Here is a 22,555-nt window from a genome sequence, read left to right on the forward strand (position 1 = left end):
TAGGTGCCGCAATGTTACTGCGGGCTGGTGTCCAGCGGCTGAGGCGTCGGTACCGGAACGGTTTCCACTCCGTCGACGTCCTTCTGGATCTTGTCGAGCAACGAGCCTGGCTTCGCTGGCACTTCGGATTTCGGCTTCTCGCTTTCCTGCGCAGGTGCAGTCACGTTGGTGCCGTTGTCTTTACCTAGCAGGGCTTCATCTCGGCTTACGCCAGGCATGAAGTCACCCGACAGGCTGACAAGCTGGTCATTGCCATTGAAAATGACGCTGACACGTTCCTGTTGGCGTTCACCGCCACCAGGCTGCAGGCTGTAGAGATAATCCCAGCGATCGGCGTGGAAAGTGTCGGTCAGCAGGGGGTTGCCCATAATAAACCGTACTTGCCGTCGGGTCATTCCCGGGCGTAACTGGTCTATCATGTCCTGCGTGACGACATTGCCCTGCTGGATGTCGATTTTGTAAACCCCGGGGAATGAACAACCGGCGAGTGCGAGCAGTCCCACAAAGGTGAAACTGGTTAGCAAGAGCTTGGTGTTTTGCATCGGTGGGCGACTTCCACTATCTTGGCTGGGACAACGTAAACGCCGATCATACCCGTATTAAGAGAAGCTGCGAAGCAGCATCCGCGAGAAAGCTAACCATGGTTGAAAATAGCGAACTACGCAAAGCCGGTCTTAAAGTGACTCTGCCACGAGTCAAGATTCTACAAATGCTCGATTCTGCTGAGCAGCGCCACATGAGTGCCGAGGATGTTTACAAGGCGCTGATGGAGTCTAACGAGGACGTCGGCCTGGCCACGGTTTACCGTGTACTGACCCAGTTTGAAGCCGCAGGGCTGGTGGTTCGTCATAATTTCGACGGCGGTCATGCAGTGTTCGAATTGGCCGACGGTGGTCATCATGACCATATGGTTGACCTAGATACCAATGAGGTTATCGAGTTCACTAGCCCAGAGATCGAAGCGCTGCAGCATAAGATTGCTGAGGAGCATGGCTTCGATTTGGTTGACCACAATCTCGTGTTGTACATCCGTAAGAAAAAGTAAAAATCGATGCAGATTCGCTCTGCAAAACGATTGAAGGCGACCCTAGGGTCGCCTTCGTGCTTTCTACATAAGGAAAAGTCTTGGTCAGGCCTTGGTGGTTACGACCATCTTCTTAGCGTGTGCTAAAGACTCTTTAGTCAGGTCGATACCCCCGAGCATTCGGGCCACTTCTTCAACGCGTTCCGACTTGCTCAGCTTAGATACTGCCGTGTGTGTCGCATCGCTTCCTCTTACCTTGTGCACAAATAAGTGTTGATGCCCCTGGGCTGCTACTTGTGGCAAGTGAGTGACCGTCAGTACCTGCCCTCGATCTCCCAGGCGACGCAGCAACTGGCCAACAATCTCCGCGGTAGGGCCGCCGATGCCTACGTCAACCTCATCGAACACGAGCGTAGGTACCCGGGATGTTTGCGCAGTAATCACCTGGATCGCCAGGCTGATACGCGACAGCTCGCCACCGGACGCCACTTTTGCAAGCGCCTTGAGCGGCTGCCCTGGGTTGGCGCTGACCAATAGCTCAACCTGCTCCAGGCCGTGTGGCTGCAACTCAGTAGTGGTGTTGGCGCGCAATTCAATGGTGAAGCGCCCGCCCGGCATCCCCAGGCGCTGGATTTCCTGCTCAACGGCATCTGCCAGACTGCTGGCGGCCTGTTGGCGCAGCTCGCTCAGTTCGCGGGCCTTTTCCTGGTAATGGCGGGCAAAAGAGCCGAGCTCTTCGCCTAGTCGCTCGATGGATTCGTCATTCGCGTTCAGCGTCTCGATTTCATCCAGCAGCTTTTGCTGCATGGTTGCTACTTCAGTGGGTTGGATTCGATGTTTGCGCGCCAGGGTGTAGATGGTGTCAAGACGCTCTTCTATTTCCTGCAGGCGCGCCGGGTCGGCGTCGAAATGATCCAGGAAGCGGTTGAGCTCGCCTACTGCTTCTTCTACTTGGATTTGCGCACTGGTCAGTAGGGTTGTGGCTTCACTTAATGAGCCCGAAGCGCTGTTAACGCTGGACAATCTGTTTAGGCTCGCCGTGAGCGCATTGAGCACGTTGCCGGAGTCGCTCTCACTGCACTGCTCAACCACTTGGCGGCAGATACCCAGCAGGGTTTCGGCGTTGGTGAGGTTCTTGTGTTCCTGCTCCAGTTGTTCGAGCTCAGTTTCTCCAAGACCCAGGCTTTCCAGTTCTTCAAGTTGATAGCTGAGCAGTTGGTGGCGAGCGCGCTGCTCGTCGCCGGAGTTCGACAGTCGCTCCAGCTCCTGGCGAGTCTGGCGCCAGCGCTGGGCAGCCAGTTGTACTTGCCGGGCAAGGTCGGTGGCGCCGGCGTATTCGTCGAGCAGGCGGCGGTGGGTATCGGTTTTGAGCAGGGACTGGTGCTCATGCTGGCTATGAATGTCTATCAGCAGTTCACCCAGGGCTTTCAAGTCGCCGAGGGGGCAGGGCGTTCCATTGATATAGCCGCGCGAGCGTCCTTCGGCAGTGATGACGCGGCGCAGGATACATGGGCCGTCATTATTGAGGTCGCGCTCGGCTAGCCAGACTTCGGCTTCGGGGATATCGGCGAGGTCGAAGGTGGCCAGGATGTCGGCCTTGTCCGCCCCTGGGCGCACTACGCCACTATCGGCTCGGTCGCCCAGGGTCAGGCCCAATGCGTCGAGCATGATCGATTTGCCGGCGCCGGTTTCGCCTGTGATTACGCTCATCCCGCGATCCAGTTCGAGATCCAGATGTTCAACGATGGCGTAGTTATGTACGGACAGGTGCACGAGCATGAAGGCCGCTCCCAGGCTTTAGGTCTGGTTATTTATACAGTGTTTTGTTTGGGGCTGACAATCCTGATGCTTAGCTCGATTTGCTCGGTCGAGCAGGTTTTTTAGCGCAAAGAAGAATGGTGGTGCGGGAATTGATCTGTGGCAGGCGAAAGACTTTTGGTAACGCCTGCGCCCTTGAACCTGGAAATTGTGGCCCCATATACCGGAACAGAAGCGCGAGTTGAGTTCGCGCATGATTTTGAAAGGAGAAATCTATGGCTGACGAACAGACGCAGGATACGCAAACTCCAGACGCCAATTCGGCTGCCGGTGATGAACTGGCAACTCGTGTGCAAGTGCTCGAAGAGCAGTTGGCCGCTGCGCAGGATCAGTCGTTGCGTGTCGCCGCCGATCTGCAGAACGTCCGCCGCCGTGCCGAGCAGGATGTAGAAAAGGCTCACAAATTCGCGCTGGAAAAATTCGCCAATGACTTGCTGCCGATCATCGACAGCCTGGAGCGTGGTCTTGAATTGTCTAATCCGGATGACGAAAACATCCGCCCGATGCGCGAAGGTATTGAGCTGACCTTGAAAATGTTTCAGGACACTCTGAAGCGTTATCAGCTTGAAGCCATCGATCCGCAAGGCGGCGAACCGTTCAATGCTGAGCATCACCAGGCTATGGCCATGCAGGAAAGCCATGATCTGGAACCTAATAGTGTGTTGAAAGTGTTCCAGAAGGGTTATCAGCTCAACGGCCGTCTGCTGCGTCCGGCAATGGTAGTGGTGAGCAAGGCTCCTGCACCGGTTGCACCTTCTATTGATGAGCAGGCTTGAAATCCGCCGCAAGGCCCCCATCTATAAGTCAAGCGTTTAAGTGCTACCGCAGTTAGCCACCACTGCTGCGGCAACCAAATTCAAGTTTCGGGAGAGTAAATCATGGGCAAAATTATCGGTATTGACCTGGGGACCACCAACTCCTGCGTCTCCGTGCTGGAAAACGGCGTGGCAAAAGTAATCGAAAACGCCGAAGGCGCGCGTACCACGCCGTCGATCATTGCTTACGCCAACGACGGTGAAATCCTGGTTGGTCAGTCGGCCAAGCGTCAGGCAGTGACTAACCCGCATAACACGCTGTACGCGGTAAAGCGTCTGATCGGTCGTAAGTTCGACGAAGAAGTCGTACAGAAAGACATCAAGATGGTTCCGTACAAAATTGCCAAGGCTGACAACGGTGACGCTTGGGTTGAAGTAAACGGCCAGAAAATGTCGCCGCCACAGATCTCGGCTGAAATCTTGAAAAAGATGAAGAAGACTGCCGAAGACTACCTGGGTGAGACAGTGACTGAAGCGGTGATCACCGTTCCGGCCTACTTCAACGACAGCCAGCGCCAGGCGACCAAAGACGCCGGCCGCATCGCGGGTCTGGACGTAAAACGTATCATCAACGAACCAACCGCAGCTGCTCTGGCTTACGGTATGGACAAGGCCAAAGGCGACCACACTGTGATCGTTTATGACCTGGGTGGCGGTACCTTTGACGTCTCCGTGATCGAAATTGCTGAAGTGGACGGCGAACACCAGTTCGAAGTGTTGGCTACTAACGGCGACACTTTCCTGGGTGGTGAGGACTTTGACATTCGTCTGATCGACTACCTCGTTGATGAATTCAAGAAAGAAAGCGGCATGAACCTCAAAGGTGACCCGCTGGCGATGCAGCGCCTGAAAGAGGCCGCTGAAAAAGCCAAGATTGAGCTGTCTTCCGCTCAGTCGACCGACGTTAACCTGCCGTACATCACGGCAGACGCTACCGGTCCTAAGCACTTGAACGTGAAGATCTCTCGCGCCAAGTTGGAAGCGCTGGTTGAAGACCTGGTTCAGCGCACTATCGAGCCTTGCCGCATCGCGCTGAAGGACTCCGGTATCGACGTTGGTGCTATCAACGATGTAATCCTGGTGGGCGGTCAGACCCGTATGCCACTGGTTCAGAAGTTGGTTACCGAGTTCTTCGGCAAAGAAGCACGTAAAGACGTAAACCCGGACGAAGCGGTTGCCATGGGTGCTGCCATCCAGGGCGCGGTATTGGCCGGTGACGTGAAAGACGTGTTGCTGCTGGACGTAAGTCCGCTGACCCTCGGTATCGAAACCATGGGTGGCGTGATGACTGCGCTGATCGAGAAAAACACTACGATTCCTACCAAGAAATCCCAAGTGTTCTCGACTGCCGATGACAACCAGGGTGCTGTGACCATTCACGTGCTGCAGGGTGAGCGTAAACAGGCTGCTCAGAACAAGTCCTTGGGCAAGTTTGATCTGGCTGAGATTCCACCAGCACCACGTGGCGTGCCACAAATTGAAGTGACCTTCGACATCGACGCCAACGGCATCCTGCACGTCGGCGCGAAAGACAAGGCTACCGGCAAAGAGCAGAAGATCACCATCAAGGCTAACTCCGGTCTGTCTGATGAAGAAATTCAACAGATGATTCGTGATGCTGAAGCCAATGCTGATGCGGATGCCAAGTTCGCAGAACTGGCTGGTGCTCGTAACCAGGGTGACGCACTGGTTCACTCGACGCGCAAAATGATCGCTGATGCTGGCGAGAAAGTGACCGCTGAAGAGAAGGCCGCAATTGAAGCCGCTGTAGTTGCGCTGGAAGCCGCTGTAAAAGGTGACGACAAGGCTGCTATCGATGCCAAGGTTGAGGAGCTGTCGAAAGTCTCCGCGCCAGTTGCTCAGAAGATGTACGCCGAACAAGGTCAGCCTGCTGACGCTGCTGCGCAACAGGCAGAGCCTGAAGCCAAGCACGACGACGTTGTCGATGCTGAGTTCGAAGAAGTTAAAGAGACCAAGTAAGTTGGTCGCCCGGTTGACCGCTATCAAGCGGTGACTGGTAGGATGTCGCCGCGCGGGAGCTTGCTCCCGCGTTGGCGTGTCTGGGGTATGTGAATTTTTACAGCATGCGACAACGCTCGGATGCTGGCGGTGTGATCGGGAATGCTCCTGCTTTCCGATCAATAAATACCGCTTTTTTGGCCGGGTCCCTGGCTAAAAAGTAGTAATGACCAGGATCGTTGAATTGACGTGAGTTGGGTCCGGGCCTGTATTGGGGCTCAACGAGTTTAGTCGGGCTCAGGAGGGTCTGGCTGAACGTCCTTAAGAGTGCAAAGACTTATGGCAAAGCGTGACTATTACGAAGTATTGGGTGTGGAGCGCGGCTCCAGCGAGGCGGACCTGAAAAAGGCTTACCGTCGCTTGGCGATGAAGCACCACCCGGACCGTAATCCGGATAGCAAAGAATCCGAAGAAATGTTCAAAGAGGCCAATGAGGCCTACGAATGTCTGTCTGATCCCAACAAGCGTGCAGCCTACGACCAGTATGGTCATGCGGGTGTCGACCCAAGTATGGGTGGTGGCGGTGCTGGTTTTGGTGGTCAGAACTTCTCCGATATTTTCGGTGACGTATTCAGTGACTTCTTTGGCGGTGGCCGGGGTGGTCAGCGTGGTGGCGCCCAGCGTGGTAGCGACTTGCGTTACACCCTGGAACTGAACCTGGAAGAGGCCGTGCGCGGGACCAGCGTCAATATTCGCGTACCGACGTTGGTTAACTGCAAGCCGTGCGATGGTTCGGGGGCTAAGAAAGGCTCTTCGCCGATTACCTGCCCAACCTGCGGCGGTATCGGCCAGGTTCGTATGCAGCAGGGCTTCTTCTCGGTGCAGCAGACCTGCCCGCGCTGCCATGGCCAAGGCAAGATCATTTCCGATCCGTGTGATTCGTGCCACGGTGAGGGCCGCGTCGAAGAGTACAAGACCCTCTCGGTGAAAGTGCCGGCTGGTGTTGATACTGGTGATCGTATTCGCCTTTCTGGCGAGGGCGAGGCCGGGACGCAGGGTGGACCAACGGGTGACTTGTACGTGGTGATCAATGTGCGCGAGCACTCGATCTTCCAGCGCGATGGTAAGCACCTGTTCTGCGAAGTGCCGATCAGCTTTGTCGATGCGGCCTTGGGTGGCGAGTTGGAGATTCCGACCCTTGATGGTCGAGTCAAGCTCAAGATTCCTGAGGGGACGCAGACCGGTAAACAGTTCCGCATCCGTGGCAAGGGCGTAGCGCCGGTGCGCGGTGGCGGTGCTGGCGACCTGATGTGTCGTGTTGCGGTGGAAACTCCCGTCAATCTGGGGCGCCGTCAGCGTGAACTGCTTGAAGAGTTCCGCAGTTCGTTGGAGGGCGATGACACCCATTCGCCGAAAACCACTGGCTTCTTCGAAGGCGTGAAGCGCTTCTTCGGCGACCTGTAAGGAAGTGAGTATGCGACGTATAGCCGTAATGGGCGCTGCCGGGCGCATGGGCAAGACGCTGATCGAAGCCGTGCAGCAGCGTTCGCCGGCCTCTGGGCTGACGGCGGCGATTGTTCGCCCTGGCAGCACGTTGATTGGTGCGGATGCGGGTGAGTTGGCTTCGCTGGGGCGTATCGGTGTGTCGTTGTCCGGCAACCTGGAACAGGTGGCTGACGAATTCGACGTGCTGATCGATTTCACGCTGCCGGAAGTGATGCTGAAAAATCTCGCATTCTGCCGTAAGGCGGGCAAGGCGATGGTGATCGGTACCACGGGTTTGACTGCCGAGCAGAAGCAGTTGTTGGTGGAGGCGGGCAAGGATATTCCTGTCGTCTTCGCTGCCAACTTCAGTGTTGGCGTGAACCTGTCGCTCAAGTTGCTGGATATGGCGGCGCGCGTGTTGGGTGATGAGGCGGATATCGAGATTATCGAAACGCATCACCGTCACAAGATCGATGCGCCGTCGGGCACAGCGCTACGCATGGGCGAAGCTATTGCTGATGCGCTGGGGCGTGACCTGTCTAAAGTGGCCGTTTACGGTCGTGAAGGCCATACCGGTGCGCGAGCGCGTGACACCATTGGCTTTGCGACCGTTCGCGGTGGTGATGTTGTGGGTGACCACACCGTGCTGTTCGCTACCGAGGGCGAGCGCCTGGAAATCACACACAAGGCTTCCAGTCGCATGACATTCGCCAAGGGGGCGGTGCGTGCTGCGCTTTGGTTGGAAGGTCGTGAAGCAGGCCTGTACGACATGCGCGATGTACTGGATCTTCACTAATCAGTAGCTAAAACGGGGTCTCAGGATTATCCTAAGGCCCCGTTTTTACCCGCTAAGCGACTTCCTGTCGCATTCTCCTGCCTTTAAGGCTCATTAGCGGTGGACCAAAAAAGCCTTTTTCTGTAAGCTACAGCTTTAGTGTGTCCACTAAAAGCGCGCAGAATAATTCAGTGAAGAAGCGGGGTGACGTGTCCATACGTCACTCCGCTTTTTTACAACCTGCGATCGCCCTTTCAGGCTTTATTTACGGGAGGTCTTCTTGACTAAGCCAGCCATACTCGCCCTTGCTGATGGCAGCATTTTTCGCGGCGAAGCCATTGGAGCCGACGGTCAAACCGTTGGAGAGGTGGTGTTTAACACCGCCATGACCGGCTATCAGGAAATCCTTACCGATCCTTCCTACGCCCAGCAAATCGTTACCCTGACCTATCCGCACATCGGCAATACCGGTACCACACCGGAAGACGTCGAGTCTGATCGTGTATGGTCGGCCGGCCTGGTCATTCGTGACCTGCCACTGGTTGCGAGCAACTGGCGTAACACGATGTCGCTGTCGGATTACCTGAAAGCCAATAACGTCGTGGCGATCGCCGGTATCGATACGCGTCGCCTCACACGCATCCTGCGTGAAAAAGGCTCGCAGAATGGCTGCATCATGGTCGGTGACAATATTTCCGAAGAAGCGGCGATTGCCGCGGCGCAAGGCTTCCCAGGCCTGAAAGGCATGGACCTGGCGAAAGTCGTCAGCACCAAGGAGCAGTACGAGTGGCGCTCTACGGTCTGGGACTTGAAGACCGATAGCCACGAGACCATCGACGCGGCTGACCTGCCTTATCACGTGGTCGCTTACGACTACGGCGTTAAATACAACATCCTGCGCATGCTGGTTGAGCGCGGTTGCCGCGTGACCGTTGTTCCTGCGCAAACCCCGGCCAGCGATGTTCTGGCCCTGCAACCGGACGGTGTGTTCCTGTCCAACGGCCCGGGTGACCCGGAGCCTTGCGACTATGCCATCCAGGCCATCAAGGAAGTGCTGGAAACCGAGATTCCGGTATTCGGTATCTGCCTGGGCCACCAGCTGTTGGCGTTGGCCTCCGGTGCCAAGACTCTGAAAATGGGTCATGGCCATCACGGTGCCAACCACCCTGTGCAGGACTTGGATACAGGCGTTGTGATGATCACCAGTCAGAACCACGGGTTTGCGGTGGATGAAGCGACCTTGCCGGGCAACGTCCGGGCAATTCACAAGTCGCTGTTCGACGGTTCCCTTCAAGGCATCGAACGCACCGACAAAAGCGCGTTCAGCTTCCAGGGCCATCCTGAAGCCAGCCCGGGCCCGAACGACGTAGCGCCGCTGTTCGACCGTTTCATTAATGAGATGGCCAAGCGACGCTGACTGAGCGGCCTGCGGGCGGCCCCGAAACCCGGTGGCCCCCGCAGGTTCTTCAAAGATTGTTCAAGACGGCTTGCCGATTGACCTGCGGATTTGAGTGACAAACCCATGCCAAAACGTACAGACATAAAAAGCATCCTGATTCTCGGCGCTGGCCCGATCGTAATCGGCCAGGCTTGCGAATTCGACTACTCCGGCGCCCAGGCTTGCAAGGCCCTGCGCGAAGAGGGCTACCGCGTCATCCTGGTGAACTCCAACCCGGCCACGATCATGACCGACCCGGACATGGCTGACGCCACCTACATCGAGCCGATCAAATGGCAAACCGTTGCCAAGATCATCGAGAAGGAGCGTCCGGACGCCCTGTTGCCAACCATGGGTGGCCAGACCGCTCTGAACTGTGCCCTGGACCTGGAGCGCGAAGGCGTCCTGGAAAAATTCGGCGTAGAGATGATCGGCGCCAATGCCGACACCATCGACAAGGCTGAAGACCGTTCGCGTTTCGACAAGGCCATGAAATCCATCGGCCTGGCGTGCCCGCGTTCCGGCATCGCCCACAGTATGGAAGAGGCCTATGCGGTCCTGGAAACCCTCGGTTTCCCGTGCATCATTCGTCCGTCCTTTACCATGGGCGGCACCGGTGGCGGCATCGCCTACAACCGTGAAGAGTTCGAAGAAATCTGCGCCCGTGGTCTGGACCTGTCTCCGACCAAAGAGCTGCTGATCGACGAGTCCCTGATCGGCTGGAAAGAATATGAGATGGAGGTTGTCCGCGATAAGAAGGACAACTGCATCATCGTCTGCTCCATCGAAAACTTCGATCCGATGGGCGTGCACACCGGTGACTCGATCACTGTTGCTCCTGCACAAACCCTGACGGACAAGGAATATCAGATCCTGCGTAATGCCTCCCTGGCGGTATTGCGTGAGATCGGTGTGGAAACCGGCGGTTCCAACGTCCAGTTCGGCATCTGCCCGGACACCGGTCGTATGGTCGTGATCGAGATGAACCCGCGTGTTTCCCGTTCGTCGGCCCTTGCCTCTAAAGCTACCGGCTTCCCGATTGCGAAGGTCGCGGCCAAGCTGGCTGTGGGTTACACCCTGGACGAGTTGTCGAACGACATCACCGGCGGCAAGACCCCTGCGTCCTTTGAACCGTCCATCGACTACGTAGTGACCAAGCTTCCACGTTTTGCCTTTGAGAAATTCGCCAAGGCTGACGCGCGTCTGACCACTCAGATGAAGTCGGTCGGCGAAGTTATGGCCATCGGCCGTACGTTCCAGGAGTCCTTGCAGAAAGCTCTGCGTGGTCTGGAAGTGGGGGTTTGCGGCCTCGACGAGAAGCTCGACCTGAGCAACCCGGAAAGCATGAGCGTGCTCAAGCGTGAGCTGACTGTGCCGGGCGCCGAGCGTATCTGGTACGTCGCTGACGCCTTCCGTGCCGGTATGACTGTCGAAGACATCTTCGGCATGAACATGATCGACCCATGGTTCTTGGTACAGATCGAAGATCTGATCAAGGAAGAAGAGAAGGTCAAGACCCTGGGGCTGGCTAGCATCGACCGCGACATGATGTTCCGCCTCAAGCGCAAAGGCTTCTCCGATCAACGCCTGGCCAAACTGCTGGGTGTGACCGAGAAGAACCTGCGCACGCATCGCCATAAGTTGGACATCTTCCCGGTCTACAAGCGCGTTGATACCTGTGCGGCCGAGTTCTCCACCGATACCGCGTACCTTTACTCCACCTACGAGGAAGAGTGCGAGGCTGCGCCGTCGGGTCGTGACAAGATCATGATCCTGGGCGGTGGTCCTAACCGTATCGGCCAAGGCATCGAGTTCGACTACTGCTGTGTGCACGCCGCGCTCGCTCTGCGCGCCGACGGGTACGAGACCATCATGGTCAACTGCAACCCGGAAACTGTTTCCACCGACTACGACACCTCTGATCGCCTGTACTTCGAGCCAGTGACACTGGAAGACGTGCTGGAAATCGTGCGCGTTGAGAAGCCGAAAGGCGTGATCGTGCAGTATGGCGGCCAAACCCCGCTTAAACTGGCGCGTGCGCTTGAGGCTGCTGGAGTGCCGATTATCGGTACCAGCCCGGACGCTATCGACCGCGCTGAAGATCGTGAACGCTTCCAGCAAATGGTTGAGCGCCTTAACCTGCGTCAGCCGCCAAACGCTACCGTTCGCAGCGAAGATGAAGCCATCCGTGCAGCCAGCAAGATCGGCTATCCGCTGGTGGTGCGTCCTTCCTATGTGCTGGGCGGTCGGGCGATGGAAATCGTCTACGAAGAGGACGAGCTCAAGCGTTACTTGCGTGATGCGGTGAAAGTGTCCAATGACAGCCCGGTGCTGCTGGACCACTTCCTCAACTGCGCCATCGAAATGGACGTCGATGCGGTTTGTGACGGCACCGACGTGGTGATCGGCGCGATCATGCAGCACATCGAGCAGGCAGGCGTTCACTCCGGTGACTCCGCATGCTCGCTGCCGCCATATTCGTTGCCGCTGCACATCCAAGATGAGATGCGCGAGCAGGTCAAAAAAATGGCCCTTGAGTTGGGTGTTGTCGGCCTGATGAACGTTCAGTTGGCGCTGCAAGGCGAAGACATCTACGTCATTGAGGTTAACCCACGTGCTTCGCGTACCGTACCGTTTGTATCCAAGTGCATCGGTGTGTCCCTGGCCATGATCGCTGCCCGTGTGATGGCTGGTAAGACCCTGAAGGAAATCGGCTTCACCAAGGAAATCATTCCGAACTTCTACAGCGTGAAAGAGGCGGTGTTCCCATTCGCCAAATTCCCTGGTGTGGACCCAATCCTGGGCCCAGAGATGAAGTCCACCGGTGAAGTGATGGGCGTGGGCGATACCTTCGGTGAAGCATTTGCCAAAGCTCAGATGGGCGCCAGCGAAGTGCTACCGACCGGCGGAACTGCGTTTATCAGTGTGCGTGATGACGACAAACCACTAGTTGCGGGCGTTGCCCGTGATCTGATCAGCTTGGGCTTTGAAGTAGTTGCCACAGCAGGTACCGCCAAGCTGATCGAAGCGGCAGGCCTGAAGGTGCGACGCGTAAACAAGGTGACGGAAGGCCGTCCGCACGTGGTCGACATGATCAAGAATGACGAAGTTACTCTGATCATCAACACCACCGAAGGTCGTCAGTCGATCGCGGATTCCTACTCTATTCGCCGTAATGCCTTGCAGCACAAGATCTACTGCACCACCACCATTGCTGCTGGCGAAGCTATCTGTGAAGCGCTCAAGTTCGGTCCAGAAAAGACCGTGCGCCGCTTGCAGGATCTACACGCAGGATTGAAGGCATGATCAAATACCCAATGACCGTCCAGGGCGCAAAGGCCCTGGAAGAGGAGCACGCCCATCTGACCAAGGTCGTACGTCCTAAGTTGAGCCAGGACATCGGTACGGCCCGCGAGCTGGGTGACTTGAAGGAAAACGCTGAATACCACGCTGCTCGCGAGCAGCAAGGTATGGTCGAGGCGCGGATCCGTGACATCGAAGGGCGCATGCAGAATGCGGTCATCATCGATGTCACGACCATTCCGAAAACCGGCAAGGTGATTTTCGGCACGACCGTGGAAATCGCTAACGTCGAGACGGACGAAAGCGTGGTCTATCACATCGTTGGCGAAGACGAAGCTGACTTCAAACTCGGCAAGATCTCTGTCGGTTCGCCGCTCGCCCGCGCCTTGATTGCCAAGGAAGAGGGTGATGTGGTCGCTGTAAAAACACCTGGTGGCGTGATCGAGTACGAGATTGTTGAAGTTCGTCACGTCTGAAAGGCGGCGCCCGCTTCGTGCGGGCGCCATGCTTTGGCAGCTCTCCCAGATGCTTTGGGTGGGTGGCCTGTGGTTGCTGCACATTGGTGTACTCCCGGTGCTGGGCCTTATTGGCCTGGCTCCGCTGTTGATCGATGAGATCGATGGATTGCTGAGCGCGTTGCTGGTGGGGTTTGCAGCGGCGTGCGTGACCCTTCAGGCATTGGTGCTGGTCAAGGCTGAGGGTTTTGTGAGTTTGTGGCGGGATATTCGCGGCCAACTGCTGTTGATGGCGCTGTATGCGTGTGCAATGTATTGCATCGTGCATGTTTGGCTGCCGGAAGCGTTGCGCTGGCAGCTATTCAGCTATCTTGTGCTAGGGTTTTCCGGCTTGGTGTTGGTAGTACAGCCCGCGCCAGGATGGAGTGGCAGGGCGCGCAAAGCACGCCCGTGACCCTTGTGTCATTTGAAGCGATGAACGTTCGACAGTTGCTTGTTGACGCTGAAGTTCTTGCGATACAGCAGCGCCATCTTGCCGATGACCTGAACCAGGTCCGCTTTGCCAACCTTGCACAGTTCTGCAATGGCGGCCAGGCGCGCTTCGCGGTCAAGGATGTTGACCTTAATCTTGATCAGTTCGTGATCGCCCAATGCGCGTTCAAGTTCGGCTAACACACCCTCAGTCAAACCGTTGTCTGCCACAATCAGAACTGGTTTCAGATGGTGGCCAATGGATTTGTACTGTTTCTTCTGCTCTTGAGTGAGCGGCATAATCTGACCCCTGCGTCTGATCTTGTAAAAAGCGGCGGCCAGTTTACCCGAGCGAGTCCGGGACCGCCCAGTTAATCACGACCCGTTTTATTTTCGAGGTGGCCCGTGGCCCGTTCCAAAACTAGCCTTAAGTGGCTGCAAGAGCATTTCAACGATCCTTACGTCAAAAAGGCGCAGAAGGACGGCTACCGTTCGCGGGCCAGTTACAAGCTCCTGGAGATCCAAGACAAGGACAAATTGATTCGTCCGGGCATGAGCGTGATTGATCTTGGCGCGGCGCCGGGTGGCTGGTCTCAAGTGACCAGTCGTCTGATTGGTGGCCAGGGAAGATTGATCGCGTCCGACATCCTTGAGATGGACAGCATCCCGGATGTGACCTTTGTGCACGGCGACTTCACCCAGGACTCGGTATTGGCCGAGATTCTGGAGGCCGTGGGAAATTCGCAGGTAGACCTTGTGATTTCCGACATGGCCCCCAATATGAGTGGATTACCGGCCGTCGATATGCCGCGGGCCATGTTCCTCTGTGAATTGGCACTGGATTTGGCGGGCCGGGTGTTGCGTCCGGGCGGTGATTTCCTTGTGAAAGTCTTCCAGGGCGAAGGTTTTGACGAGTATCACAAGAACATTCGCAAGCTGTTCGACAAGGTGCAGACGCGAAAGCCGGACTCTTCCCGGGACCGGTCTCGCGAGCAATACCTGCTGTGCCGCGGGTTCCGCGAGGTTGAAGGCGCGGCGAGTGAAGAGCGTTTTTGATTTATTCGAGGAGGGCGATAGGTTTTTTTATGTCGCTTTCGTCACGAAGCTTTACGAATATTATGTAGTCAAAGTTTCACAAAGGGTTACAGACGGCGCCTGCCAGAGTTGTAGGTAATGTAGTAAGTTAGGCCGGTGAATATCATGCGAAGCGCGCGCCAGTAGCGGAGCTTGCTTCAGAGGGTAGTTAATTGAACGATATGGCAAAGAATCTGATCCTGTGGTTGATCATCGCGGCTGTCCTCGTGACGGTGATGAACAACTTCTCCAGTCCTAACGAGCCGCAGACCCTCAACTATTCCGACTTCATCCAGCAAGTTAAGGATGGCAAGGTCGAGCGCGTAGCGGTTGATGGCTACGTGATCACCGGCAAACGCAACGATGGCGATAGCTTTAAGACCATTCGTCCGGCAATCCAGGACAACGGTCTGATCGGTGACCTGGTGGATAACCACGTGGTTGTCGAAGGCAAGCAGCCTGAGCAGCAGAGCATTTGGACTCAACTCCTGGTGGCAAGCTTCCCGATCCTGGTGATCATTGCCGTGTTCATGTTCTTCATGCGCCAGATGCAGGGCGGTGCGGGGGGCAAGGGCGGGCCGATGAGCTTCGGCAAGAGCAAGGCGCGCCTGCTCTCTGAGGATCAGGTGAAGACCACCCTGGCTGACGTAGCAGGTTGCGATGAGGCGAAGGAAGAAGTCGGCGAGTTGGTGGAGTTCTTGCGCGATCCAGGCAAATTTCAGCGCCTGGGTGGTCGTATTCCTCGCGGCGTGCTGATGGTCGGCCCTCCAGGTACCGGTAAAACCTTGCTGGCCAAGGCGATTGCTGGCGAAGCCAAGGTGCCGTTCTTCACGATTTCCGGTTCTGACTTCGTTGAAATGTTCGTTGGTGTCGGCGCCAGCCGCGTTCGCGATATGTTTGAACAGGCCAAGAAGCACGCGCCATGCATCATCTTTATCGATGAAATCGACGCCGTTGGTCGCCATCGTGGGGCCGGCATGGGTGGTGGCCACGATGAGCGTGAGCAGACTCTCAACCAGCTGCTGGTCGAGATGGATGGTTTTGAGATGAATGACGGCATCATCGTGATAGCCGCAACCAACCGTCCAGACGTGCTTGACCCTGCACTGCTTCGTCCGGGCCGCTTCGACCGTCAGGTTGTGGTTGGTCTGCCGGACATTCGTGGTCGTGAACAGATTCTGAAAGTGCACATGCGCAAAGTCCCAATGGGTGACGACGTAGCTCCGGCTGTGATTGCCCGTGGTACTCCAGGCTTCTCCGGTGCTGACTTGGCCAACCTGGTGAACGAGGCTTCGCTGTTTGCAGCCCGTACCGGCAAGCGCATTGTTGAAATGAAAGAGTTCGAACTGGCGAAAGATAAGATCATGATGGGCGCTGAGCGCAAATCCATGGTCATGTCCGAAAAAGAGAAGCAGAACACTGCTTATCACGAAGCGGGTCACGCCATTGTGGGGCGTGTCGTGCCTGAGCATGATCCAGTCTACAAAGTGTCGATCATTCCTCGTGGTCGCGCCTTGGGTGTCACCATGTTCCTGCCGGAAGAGGATCGTTACAGTCTCTCCAAGCGTGCGTTGATCAGTCAGATCTGCTCTCTGTACGGCGGTCGAATCGCTGAAGAGATGACATTGGGCTTCGACGGCGTGACCACTGGGGCTTCCAACGACATCATGCGCGCCAGTCAGATTGCGCGAAACATGGTGACCAAGTGGGGTTTGTCGGAAAAGCTCGGTCCTTTGATGTACGCCGAGGAAGAAGGTGAAGTATTCCTGGGTCGTGGCGGCGGTGGTCAAAACGCCAGTTTCTCCGGTGAGACAGCCAAGCTGATTGACTCCGAGGTGCGCAGTATCATTGACCAGTGCTATGGCACGGCCAAACAAATCCTGACCGATAATCGCGACAAGCTCGATGCAATGGCTGATGCATTGATGAAGTACGAGACCATCGATGCAGACCAGATCGACGACATTATGGCCGGTCGTGCACCTCGTGAGCCTCGTGATTGGGAAGGTGGTTCGGGTACTTCGGGCACCCCGCCTGTGGTTCAGAACGAGCGCCCTGAAACCCCAATCGGTGGCCCGGCAGCTGACCACTAAGGTTTGAAATGACTTTTGCTTCGTCCTCCCCCCGGTTGCCTTGCGGCAACCGGGTTCTTGATTTGGCCCATACACATGTTATGGGCATTCTTAATGTAACCCCTGACTCCTTTTCCGATGGTGGCCGCTTCAGCCAACTTGATGCTGCACTGCGTCACGCAGAAGCCATGGTGGCGGCCGGCGCGACCTTGATTGATGTCGGTGGTGAATCAACTCGGCCTGGTGCTCGCGTTGTTTCTCCTCTGGAAGAGTTGGAGCGCGTGGCGCCGATTGTCGAGCGCATCGCTCGAGAGTTGGATGTGATTATTTCGGTTGATACTTCCACCCCGGCCGTGATGCGTGAGACTGCGCGATTAGGTGCCGGCTTGATCAACGATGTGCGGTCCCTGCAGCGCGACGGCGCTCTGGATGCAGCTGCGGCTACCGGTTTGCCGGTGTGTTTGATGCATATGCTGGGTGAGCCCGGCAATATGCAGGACAGTCCGCACTATGATGACCTGGTTGGTGAGGTGAGTGGTTTTCTCTCAGAACGCGTTGCCCAATGCGCTGCGGTAGGTATTGCGCCTGAAAGGATCATCCTTGATCCGGGGTTTGGTTTCGCCAAGACCCTGCAACACAATTTAAGTTTGTTCAAACACATGGAGTCCTTGCATGCCCTTGGTCGGCCCCTGTTGGTCGGTGTATCGCGCAAAAGCATGATAGGGCTGGCATTGAGCCGTCCGGTGGGTGAGCGGTTGTATGGTGGCCTCGCACTGGCGGCACTTGCAGTGACCAAAGGCGCACGCATCTTGCGTGTGCATGACGTTGCAGAAACCGTGGATGTGGTGCGCATGATTGCCGCTGTAGAATCTGCCGAATAAGAATGATGGAGCACTTATGACAAAAAAATACTTTGGCACCGACGGGATCCGTGGTCGGGTCGGCGAGTTTCCGATTACTCCAGATTTCATGCTCAAGCTGGGTTGGGCGGCAGGCATGGCGTTCCGCAGCATGGGCGCATGCCGCATCCTGGTGGGCAAGGACACCCGGATTTCCGGGTACATGTTTGAGTCTGCGCTAGAGGCTGGCTTGTCCGCCGCAGGTGCTGATGTGATGTTGCTGGGCCCGATGCCGACTCCGGCGATCGCTTACCTGACGCGTACGTTTCACGCTGAAGCAGGTATTGTGATCAGCGCCTCGCACAACCCTCATGACGACAATGGCATCAAGTTTTTCTCGGGGCAGGGCACCAAATTGCCGGACGAGATTGAGTTGATGATCGAAGAGCTGTTGGATGCGCCGATGACCGTGGTCGAGTCCAGCAAGCTGGGCAAGGTGTCGCGGATCAATGACGCATCCGGTCGTTATATCGAGTTCTGCAAGAGCAGTGTGCCAACCAGTACCAACTTTGCCGGCCTGAAGGTTGTCGTCGACTGCGCCCATGGTGCGACCTACAAAGTCGCGCCAAGCGTATTTAAGGAGCTGGGCGCAGACGTGACTGTGCTGTCGGCTCAGCCCAACGGACTGAACATCAACGAGAACTGCGGCTCGACCCATATGGAGCAGCTGCAAGCTGCTGTCCTGGCCGAGCATGCCGACCTCGGTATTGCCTTCGACGGTGACGGCGACCGCGTGCTGATGGTTGACCACACGGGTGCCGTGGTCGATGGCGATGATCTGTTGTTTATCATTGCCCGCGACCTGCATGAGCGCAACAAGCTGCAAGGCGGTGTCGTCGGTACGCTGATGAGCAATCTTGGGCTTGAGCTTGCGTTGGCAGACCTGGGTATTCCTTTTGTTCGCGCCAATGTCGGTGACCGATATGTGATCGCCGAGCTGCTGGAGCGTAACTGGCAGGTAGGTGGTGAGAACTCCGGGCACGTGGTGTGCTTCCAGCACACCACCACCGGTGACGCGATTATTGCTGCGTTGCAGGTGCTATTGGCTTTGCGTCGCCGCGAAGAGAGCCTGGCTCAGGCTCGTCAGGCTTTGCGCAAATGCCCGCAAGTATTGCTTAACGTGCGTTTCGCAGGTGGAGAAAACCCGATCGACCACCCTGCTGTCAAAGAGGCTTGCGAGCGCGCGACCCTGGCAATGGCTGGTCGTGGACGGGTATTGCTACGCAAGTCCGGCACAGAGCCTTTGGTGCGCGTTATGGTCGAAGGTGACGATGAAATACAGGTTCGCGGCCACGCCGAAGACCTGGCAAAACTGGTAACTGAAGTTTGCGCCTGAATTCGGCTTGCCAGTGATGATGTGGTTGGGTAACATCTGCGCCCACTTTGACCGACGAGGTACAGCATGCGTCGCACTATGGTAGCTGGTAACTGGAAGATGCACGGTACCCGCGCCAGTGTCGCTGAGCTGATCAATGGCCTTCGTCACTTGGCCTTGCCTAGCGGTGTTGACATCGCGGTGTTCCCGCCTTGCTTGCATATCACCCAAGTGGTTGATGGCTTGAAAGGTAAGTCGATTCAGGTCGGCTCGCAGAATTCTGCGGTGGAAGCCATGCAAGGTGCGTTGACCGGTGAGATTGCACCGAGTCAGCTGGTTGATGCGGGTTGTTCCTATGTGCTTGTTGGGCACTCCGAGCGCCGTCAGATGATGGGCGAGCGTGATGGAACACTCAATCGCAAGTTCGCAGCTGCACAGGCTTGTGGCTTGATTCCGGTGCTGTGTATTGGGGAGACCCTTGAGCAGCGTGAATCTGGCAAGACTCTTGAGGTTGTCTCGCGTCAGCTTGGCAGCATTATCGAGGAGCTGGGTGTTGGTGCTTTCGCAAAGGCGGTAATTGCTTACGAGCCGGTCTGGGCCATTGGCACCGGGCTGACTGCTACACCGCAACAGGCGCAGGATGTGCACGCAGCCATCCGTGCGCAGTTAGCGGCAGAGAATTCTGAAATCGCACAAGGTGTGCGGCTTCTATACGGCGGCAGCGTGAAGGCGGCCAATGCGGTCGAACTGTTCGGCATGCCGGATATCGATGGGGGGCTCATTGGTGGAGCTTCCCTGAATGCAGATGAGTTCGGTGCGATTTGTCGCGCCGCGGGAAACTGAAAAAATGCTGGAAACAGTCGTAGTCGTTTTTCATCTGTTGGCAGCCCTGGGCGTAGTTGCCCTGGTTTTGTTGCAACAGGGTAAAGGTGCGGATGCTGGTGCGTCTTTTGGTGCAGGTGCTTCAAATACTGTATTCGGAAGCCAAGGTTCCTCTACCTTTCTTAGTAAGTTTACTGCTATACTTGCCGCCGGTTTCTTCATAACCAGCTTAGGGTTAGGTTATTTTGCTAAAGAGAAAGCTCATGTGCTGACTCAAGTAGGTTTGCCAAACCCAGCAGTGTTGGAAGTACCAAAAGCAAAACCGGCTTCTGATGATGTCCCGGTGCTTCAAGAGCAAAAGTCGGCTACTCCAGCGACTGACGTACCTCCAGCTCAAGAGCAGAAGTAAGAAGGGTTGTAAGCGCTGTATTGCCGAGGTGGTGGAATTGGTAGACACGCAACCTTGAGGTGGTTGTGCCCATAGGGTGTAGGGGTTCGAGTCCCCTTCTCGGTACCAATTATCAGGAGAGCCCGCTGTTGCGGGCTTTCTTGTAGGTGGAAGGTTACATTGACCCTGTAAGGGATCGGTCGTATACTTCCGCCCCAGCTTTGTCGCGGGGTGGAGCAGTCTGGTAGCTCGTCGGGCTCATAACCCGAAGGTCGTCGGTTCAAATCCGGCCCCCGCAACCAGTTTTAGCGGAGCCCCTTTTAAGGGGCTTTTTGTTAGCTGGACACTTTCAACGCCGCTGTTCGACGGCGTTTCAAGGATGGGCGTTTCGCCCATTTTTTTATTTTGCACAGCATGCACATACATGCACGAGGGGGTTCAGGTGTCGAGCAAGCTAGAAGAGTTGCAGGCCTTGTTGGCCCCGGTGGTCGTGGCCCTAGGCTATGAATGCTGGGGTGTTGAGTTTTCGGCTCAAGGTCGCCACTCAATGTTGCGCGTTTATATCGATAAAGAGGGCGGTGTGCTGGTGGACGATTGTGCCATTGTCAGCCGTCAGATCAGCGGTGTGCTGGATGTTGAAGATCCAATTTCCGTTGAATACACCCTCGAAGTTTCCTCGCCAGGCATGGAACGCCCACTGTTCACTATTGATCAGTTTGCAAAATTTGCCGGTGAACAAGTGAAGATCAAGCTGCGATCTCCTTTTGAAGGACGACGCAACTTTCAGGGCCTTCTGCGCGGTGTAGAAGAACAGGATGTCGTGGTGCAGGTAGAAGACCATGAGTTCCTGTTGCCGATCGATATGATCGACAAGGCCAACATTATTCCCAGTTTTGACTGAGACGCGGATCCCGCGGATCCAATGGCTTGCGAAAGGCGAGGCGTACGATGAGCAAAGAAGTACTGCTGGTTGTTGAGTCGGTATCCAATGAAAAGGGCGTACCGGCAAACGTGATTTTTGAAGCGCTGGAGTTGGCTCTGGCCACTGCTACCAAAAAGCGTTTTGAAGACGAAGTTGATCTGCGTGTGGAAATTAACCGCCACACCGGTGCCTATGAGACTTTCCGTCGCTGGACGGTCGTCGAAGAAGCCGATCTTGATGATCCGGCCATCGAAACCTGGCCAAGCAAGGTTGCCGAAACGCACCCAGGTGCCCAGGTTGGTGATGTCGTCGAAGAAAAGATCGAGTCCATCGAGTTCGGCCGCATTGCTGCACAGACCGCCAAGCAGGTCATCGTGCAGAAGGTTCGTGAAGCCGAGCGCGCTCAAGTCGTTGACGCCTATCGCGAGCGGCTGGGAGAAATTATCTCCGGCACCGTGAAAAAAGTTACCCGCGACAATGTGATCGTCGATCTGGGCAACAACGCCGAAGCGTTGCTGGCCCGCGAAGACATCATCTCTCGCGAAACCTTCCGTGTCGGCGTGCGTTTGCGTGCGCTGCTCAAGGAAATCCGCACCGAGAACCGTGGCCCTCAGTTGATCCTGTCGCGTACCGCGCCGGAAATGCTGATCGAGCTGTTCCGTATCGAAGTGCCGGAAATCGCCGAAGGCCTGATCGAAGTCATGGCTGCGTCCCGCGACCCGGGTTCGCGCGCCAAGATCGCGGTCCGTTCCAAGGACAAACGCATCGACCCGCAAGGCGCTTGCATCGGTATGCGCGGTTCGCGCGTCCAGGCAGTGTCGGGCGAATTGGGCGGTGAGCGTGTGGACATCGTCCTGTGGGACGATAACCCGGCGCAGTTCGTGATCAACGCCATGTCGCCTGCTGAAGTGGCGGCAATTATCGTTGACGAAGATGCCCATGCAATGGACATCGCCGTTGGCGCAGACAATCTGGCTCAGGCCATTGGTCGTGGTGGTCAGAACGTGCGTCTGGCCAGCCAATTGACCGGCTGGACCCTGAACGTGATGACCGAATCGGACATCCAGGCTAAGCAGCAAGCTGAAACCGGTGACATCCTGCGCAACTTCATTGACGAGTTGGAAGTCGACGAAGACCTGGCACAGGTGCTGGTAGATGAAGGCTTCACCAGCCTGGAAGAGATTGCCTACGTACCGTTGGAAGAAATGCTCAACATCGACGGCTTTGACGAAGACACCGTCAACGAGCTTCGCGCTCGGGCCAAGGATCGTTTGTTGACTAAAGCCATCGCTACTGAGGAAAAGCTGGCAGACGCCCATCCGGCCGAAGACCTACTCTCGCTTGAGGGTATGGACAAGGATTTGGCGATGGAACTGGCGGTGCGCGGCGTAATTACCCGCGAAGACCTGGCCGAGCAGTCTATTGACGATCTGCTCGACATCGACGGCATTGACGATGATCGTGCCGGCAAGTTGATCATGGCCGCCCGAGCCCATTGGTTCGAGTAATTAGGCGCGGCC

General features: G+C 56.4%; 20 protein-coding genes and 2 tRNA genes. 19 read left to right on the forward strand and 3 right to left on the reverse strand.

The features are described from left to right. Window positions 1-14: 14 nt before the first annotated feature. Window positions 15-542, reverse strand: coding sequence for an outer membrane protein assembly factor BamE (locus G9Q84_RS25685; RefSeq protein ID WP_017528805.1), 528 nt, complete (start codon window positions 540-542; stop codon window positions 15-17). 98 nt (window positions 543-640) lie between these two features. On the opposite strand from G9Q84_RS25685, the gene fur reads away from it, so the two are divergent. Further along, window positions 641-1,045 (forward strand): ferric iron uptake transcriptional regulator, encoded by a 405-nt coding sequence (gene fur, locus G9Q84_RS25690; protein WP_003194220.1) that lies wholly within the window; start codon window positions 641-643, stop codon window positions 1,043-1,045. Window positions 1,046-1,129: 84 nt separating this feature from the next. Here the strand turns inward: fur and recN are convergent, their stop codons facing one another. Further along, the gene (recN, locus tag G9Q84_RS25695; protein WP_032884707.1) at window positions 1,130-2,803 is read right to left on the reverse strand and encodes a DNA repair protein RecN; all 1,674 of its coding nucleotides are present in this window, start codon (window positions 2,801-2,803) and stop codon (window positions 1,130-1,132) included. A gap of 254 nt (window positions 2,804-3,057) precedes the next feature. On the opposite strand from recN, the gene grpE reads away from it, so the two are divergent. The 8 genes from grpE to G9Q84_RS25735 all read left to right on the forward strand — a co-directional run bounded on the left by grpE (window position 3,058) and on the right by G9Q84_RS25735 (window position 13,526). Continuing rightward, on the forward strand, window positions 3,058-3,618 hold the full coding sequence (gene grpE, locus G9Q84_RS25700) for a nucleotide exchange factor GrpE (RefSeq protein WP_017139264.1): 561 nt from the start codon (window positions 3,058-3,060) through the stop codon (window positions 3,616-3,618). Between the two features lie 102 nt (window positions 3,619-3,720). Further along, window positions 3,721-5,637: a molecular chaperone DnaK gene (dnaK, locus tag G9Q84_RS25705; RefSeq protein WP_032884708.1), complete on the forward strand. Its 1,917-nt coding sequence runs from the start codon at window positions 3,721-3,723 to the stop codon at window positions 5,635-5,637. A gap of 318 nt (window positions 5,638-5,955) precedes the next feature. Next, window positions 5,956-7,080, forward strand: coding sequence for a molecular chaperone DnaJ (gene dnaJ, locus G9Q84_RS25710; protein WP_032884710.1), 1,125 nt, complete (start codon window positions 5,956-5,958; stop codon window positions 7,078-7,080). Window positions 7,081-7,090: 10 nt separating this feature from the next. After that, on the forward strand, window positions 7,091-7,897 hold the full coding sequence (gene dapB, locus G9Q84_RS25715; protein WP_181644295.1) for a 4-hydroxy-tetrahydrodipicolinate reductase: 807 nt from the start codon (window positions 7,091-7,093) through the stop codon (window positions 7,895-7,897). Window positions 7,898-8,156: 259 nt separating this feature from the next. Continuing rightward, the gene (gene carA, locus G9Q84_RS25720) at window positions 8,157-9,293 is read left to right on the forward strand and encodes a glutamine-hydrolyzing carbamoyl-phosphate synthase small subunit (protein ID WP_032884712.1); all 1,137 of its coding nucleotides are present in this window, start codon (window positions 8,157-8,159) and stop codon (window positions 9,291-9,293) included. Window positions 9,294-9,398: 105 nt separating this feature from the next. Further along, window positions 9,399-12,620, forward strand: coding sequence for a carbamoyl-phosphate synthase large subunit (gene carB, locus G9Q84_RS25725; RefSeq protein ID WP_032884713.1), 3,222 nt, complete (start codon window positions 9,399-9,401; stop codon window positions 12,618-12,620). Continuing rightward, on the forward strand, window positions 12,617-13,093 hold the full coding sequence (greA, locus tag G9Q84_RS25730) for a transcription elongation factor GreA (protein ID WP_032884714.1): 477 nt from the start codon (window positions 12,617-12,619) through the stop codon (window positions 13,091-13,093). The genes carB and greA overlap by 4 nt, the downstream gene beginning before the upstream one ends. Before the next feature lie 28 nt (window positions 13,094-13,121). Beyond that, on the forward strand, window positions 13,122-13,526 hold the full coding sequence (locus tag G9Q84_RS25735) for a hypothetical protein (protein ID WP_032884715.1): 405 nt from the start codon (window positions 13,122-13,124) through the stop codon (window positions 13,524-13,526). Window positions 13,527-13,534: 8 nt separating this feature from the next. On the opposite strand, the gene G9Q84_RS25740 is transcribed toward G9Q84_RS25735, so the two are convergent. Beyond that, window positions 13,535-13,843, reverse strand: coding sequence for a YhbY family RNA-binding protein (locus G9Q84_RS25740; RefSeq protein ID WP_017139256.1), 309 nt, complete (start codon window positions 13,841-13,843; stop codon window positions 13,535-13,537). 105 nt (window positions 13,844-13,948) lie between these two features. Here G9Q84_RS25740 and rlmE point away from each other — a divergent pair, with 105 nt between their 5' ends. The 10 genes from rlmE (at window position 13,949) to nusA (ending at window position 22,543) form a co-directional block, all read left to right on the forward strand. Next, a complete protein-coding gene (gene rlmE / locus G9Q84_RS25745; protein WP_181644296.1) occupies window positions 13,949-14,599 on the forward strand; it encodes a 23S rRNA (uridine(2552)-2'-O)-methyltransferase RlmE in 651 nt (216 codons plus the stop codon). A gap of 200 nt (window positions 14,600-14,799) precedes the next feature. Then, the gene (gene ftsH / locus G9Q84_RS25750) at window positions 14,800-16,710 is read left to right on the forward strand and encodes an ATP-dependent zinc metalloprotease FtsH (protein ID WP_027605365.1); all 1,911 of its coding nucleotides are present in this window, start codon (window positions 14,800-14,802) and stop codon (window positions 16,708-16,710) included. Between the two features lie 8 nt (window positions 16,711-16,718). Then, the gene (folP, locus tag G9Q84_RS25755) at window positions 16,719-17,570 is read left to right on the forward strand and encodes a dihydropteroate synthase (protein WP_032884716.1); all 852 of its coding nucleotides are present in this window, start codon (window positions 16,719-16,721) and stop codon (window positions 17,568-17,570) included. A 16-nt stretch (window positions 17,571-17,586) separates the two neighbouring features. Further along, window positions 17,587-18,924 carry a phosphoglucosamine mutase gene (gene glmM / locus G9Q84_RS25760; RefSeq protein ID WP_032884717.1) on the forward strand — a complete coding sequence of 446 codons (1,338 nt, stop codon included), beginning with the start codon at window positions 17,587-17,589 and terminating at the stop codon, window positions 18,922-18,924. Window positions 18,925-18,990: 66 nt separating this feature from the next. Further along, window positions 18,991-19,746, forward strand: coding sequence for a triose-phosphate isomerase (gene tpiA / locus G9Q84_RS25765; protein ID WP_032884719.1), 756 nt, complete (start codon window positions 18,991-18,993; stop codon window positions 19,744-19,746). A 4-nt stretch (window positions 19,747-19,750) separates the two neighbouring features. Continuing rightward, entirely contained in the window at window positions 19,751-20,134 is a 384-nt protein-coding gene (gene secG / locus G9Q84_RS25770; RefSeq protein ID WP_010206600.1) for a preprotein translocase subunit SecG, read from the forward strand. 22 nt (window positions 20,135-20,156) lie between these two features. After that, window positions 20,157-20,242: transfer RNA gene (locus G9Q84_RS25775), tRNA-Leu, on the forward strand. 96 nt (window positions 20,243-20,338) lie between these two features. After that, window positions 20,339-20,415, forward strand: a tRNA-Met gene (locus G9Q84_RS25780). A 140-nt stretch (window positions 20,416-20,555) separates the two neighbouring features. Beyond that, window positions 20,556-21,014 carry a ribosome maturation factor RimP gene (rimP, locus tag G9Q84_RS25785; protein ID WP_032884784.1) on the forward strand — a complete coding sequence of 153 codons (459 nt, stop codon included), beginning with the start codon at window positions 20,556-20,558 and terminating at the stop codon, window positions 21,012-21,014. 47 nt (window positions 21,015-21,061) lie between these two features. Beyond that, window positions 21,062-22,543: a transcription termination factor NusA gene (gene nusA, locus G9Q84_RS25790; protein ID WP_003212187.1), complete on the forward strand. Its 1,482-nt coding sequence runs from the start codon at window positions 21,062-21,064 to the stop codon at window positions 22,541-22,543. Window positions 22,544-22,555 lie beyond the last annotated feature (12 nt).

The organism is Pseudomonas sivasensis (genome assembly GCF_013778505.1).
GTDB lineage: Bacteria > Pseudomonadota > Gammaproteobacteria > Pseudomonadales > Pseudomonadaceae > Aquipseudomonas > Aquipseudomonas sivasensis.

Excerpts from the sequence above, each read along its gene's own strand:
- fur (WP_003194220.1), top strand. The coding sequence starts at position 641 with ATGGTTGAAAATAGCGAACTACGCAAAGCCGGTCTTAAAGTGACTCTG.
- recN (WP_032884707.1), bottom strand. The coding sequence starts at position 2,803 with ATGCTCGTGCACCTGTCCGTACATAACTACGCCATCGTTGAACATCTG.
- glmM (WP_032884717.1), top strand. The coding sequence starts at position 17,587 with ATGACAAAAAAATACTTTGGCACCGACGGGATCCGTGGTCGGGTCGGC.
- carB (WP_032884713.1), top strand. The coding sequence starts at position 9,399 with ATGCCAAAACGTACAGACATAAAAAGCATCCTGATTCTCGGCGCTGGC.
- secG (WP_010206600.1), top strand. The coding sequence starts at position 19,751 with ATGCTGGAAACAGTCGTAGTCGTTTTTCATCTGTTGGCAGCCCTGGGC.
- ftsH (WP_027605365.1), top strand. The coding sequence starts at position 14,800 with ATGGCAAAGAATCTGATCCTGTGGTTGATCATCGCGGCTGTCCTCGTG.
- G9Q84_RS25740 (WP_017139256.1), bottom strand. The coding sequence starts at position 13,843 with ATGCCGCTCACTCAAGAGCAGAAGAAACAGTACAAATCCATTGGCCAC.
- dnaJ (WP_032884710.1), top strand. The coding sequence starts at position 5,956 with ATGGCAAAGCGTGACTATTACGAAGTATTGGGTGTGGAGCGCGGCTCC.
- greA (WP_032884714.1), top strand. The coding sequence starts at position 12,617 with ATGATCAAATACCCAATGACCGTCCAGGGCGCAAAGGCCCTGGAAGAG.
- G9Q84_RS25735 (WP_032884715.1), top strand. The coding sequence starts at position 13,122 with ATGCTTTGGCAGCTCTCCCAGATGCTTTGGGTGGGTGGCCTGTGGTTG.
- nusA (WP_003212187.1), top strand. The coding sequence starts at position 21,062 with ATGAGCAAAGAAGTACTGCTGGTTGTTGAGTCGGTATCCAATGAAAAG.
- tpiA (WP_032884719.1), top strand. The coding sequence starts at position 18,991 with ATGCGTCGCACTATGGTAGCTGGTAACTGGAAGATGCACGGTACCCGC.
- dnaK (WP_032884708.1), top strand. The coding sequence starts at position 3,721 with ATGGGCAAAATTATCGGTATTGACCTGGGGACCACCAACTCCTGCGTC.
- folP (WP_032884716.1), top strand. The coding sequence starts at position 16,719 with ATGACTTTTGCTTCGTCCTCCCCCCGGTTGCCTTGCGGCAACCGGGTT.
- dapB (WP_181644295.1), top strand. The coding sequence starts at position 7,091 with ATGCGACGTATAGCCGTAATGGGCGCTGCCGGGCGCATGGGCAAGACG.
- grpE (WP_017139264.1), top strand. The coding sequence starts at position 3,058 with ATGGCTGACGAACAGACGCAGGATACGCAAACTCCAGACGCCAATTCG.
- G9Q84_RS25685 (WP_017528805.1), bottom strand. The coding sequence starts at position 542 with ATGCAAAACACCAAGCTCTTGCTAACCAGTTTCACCTTTGTGGGACTG.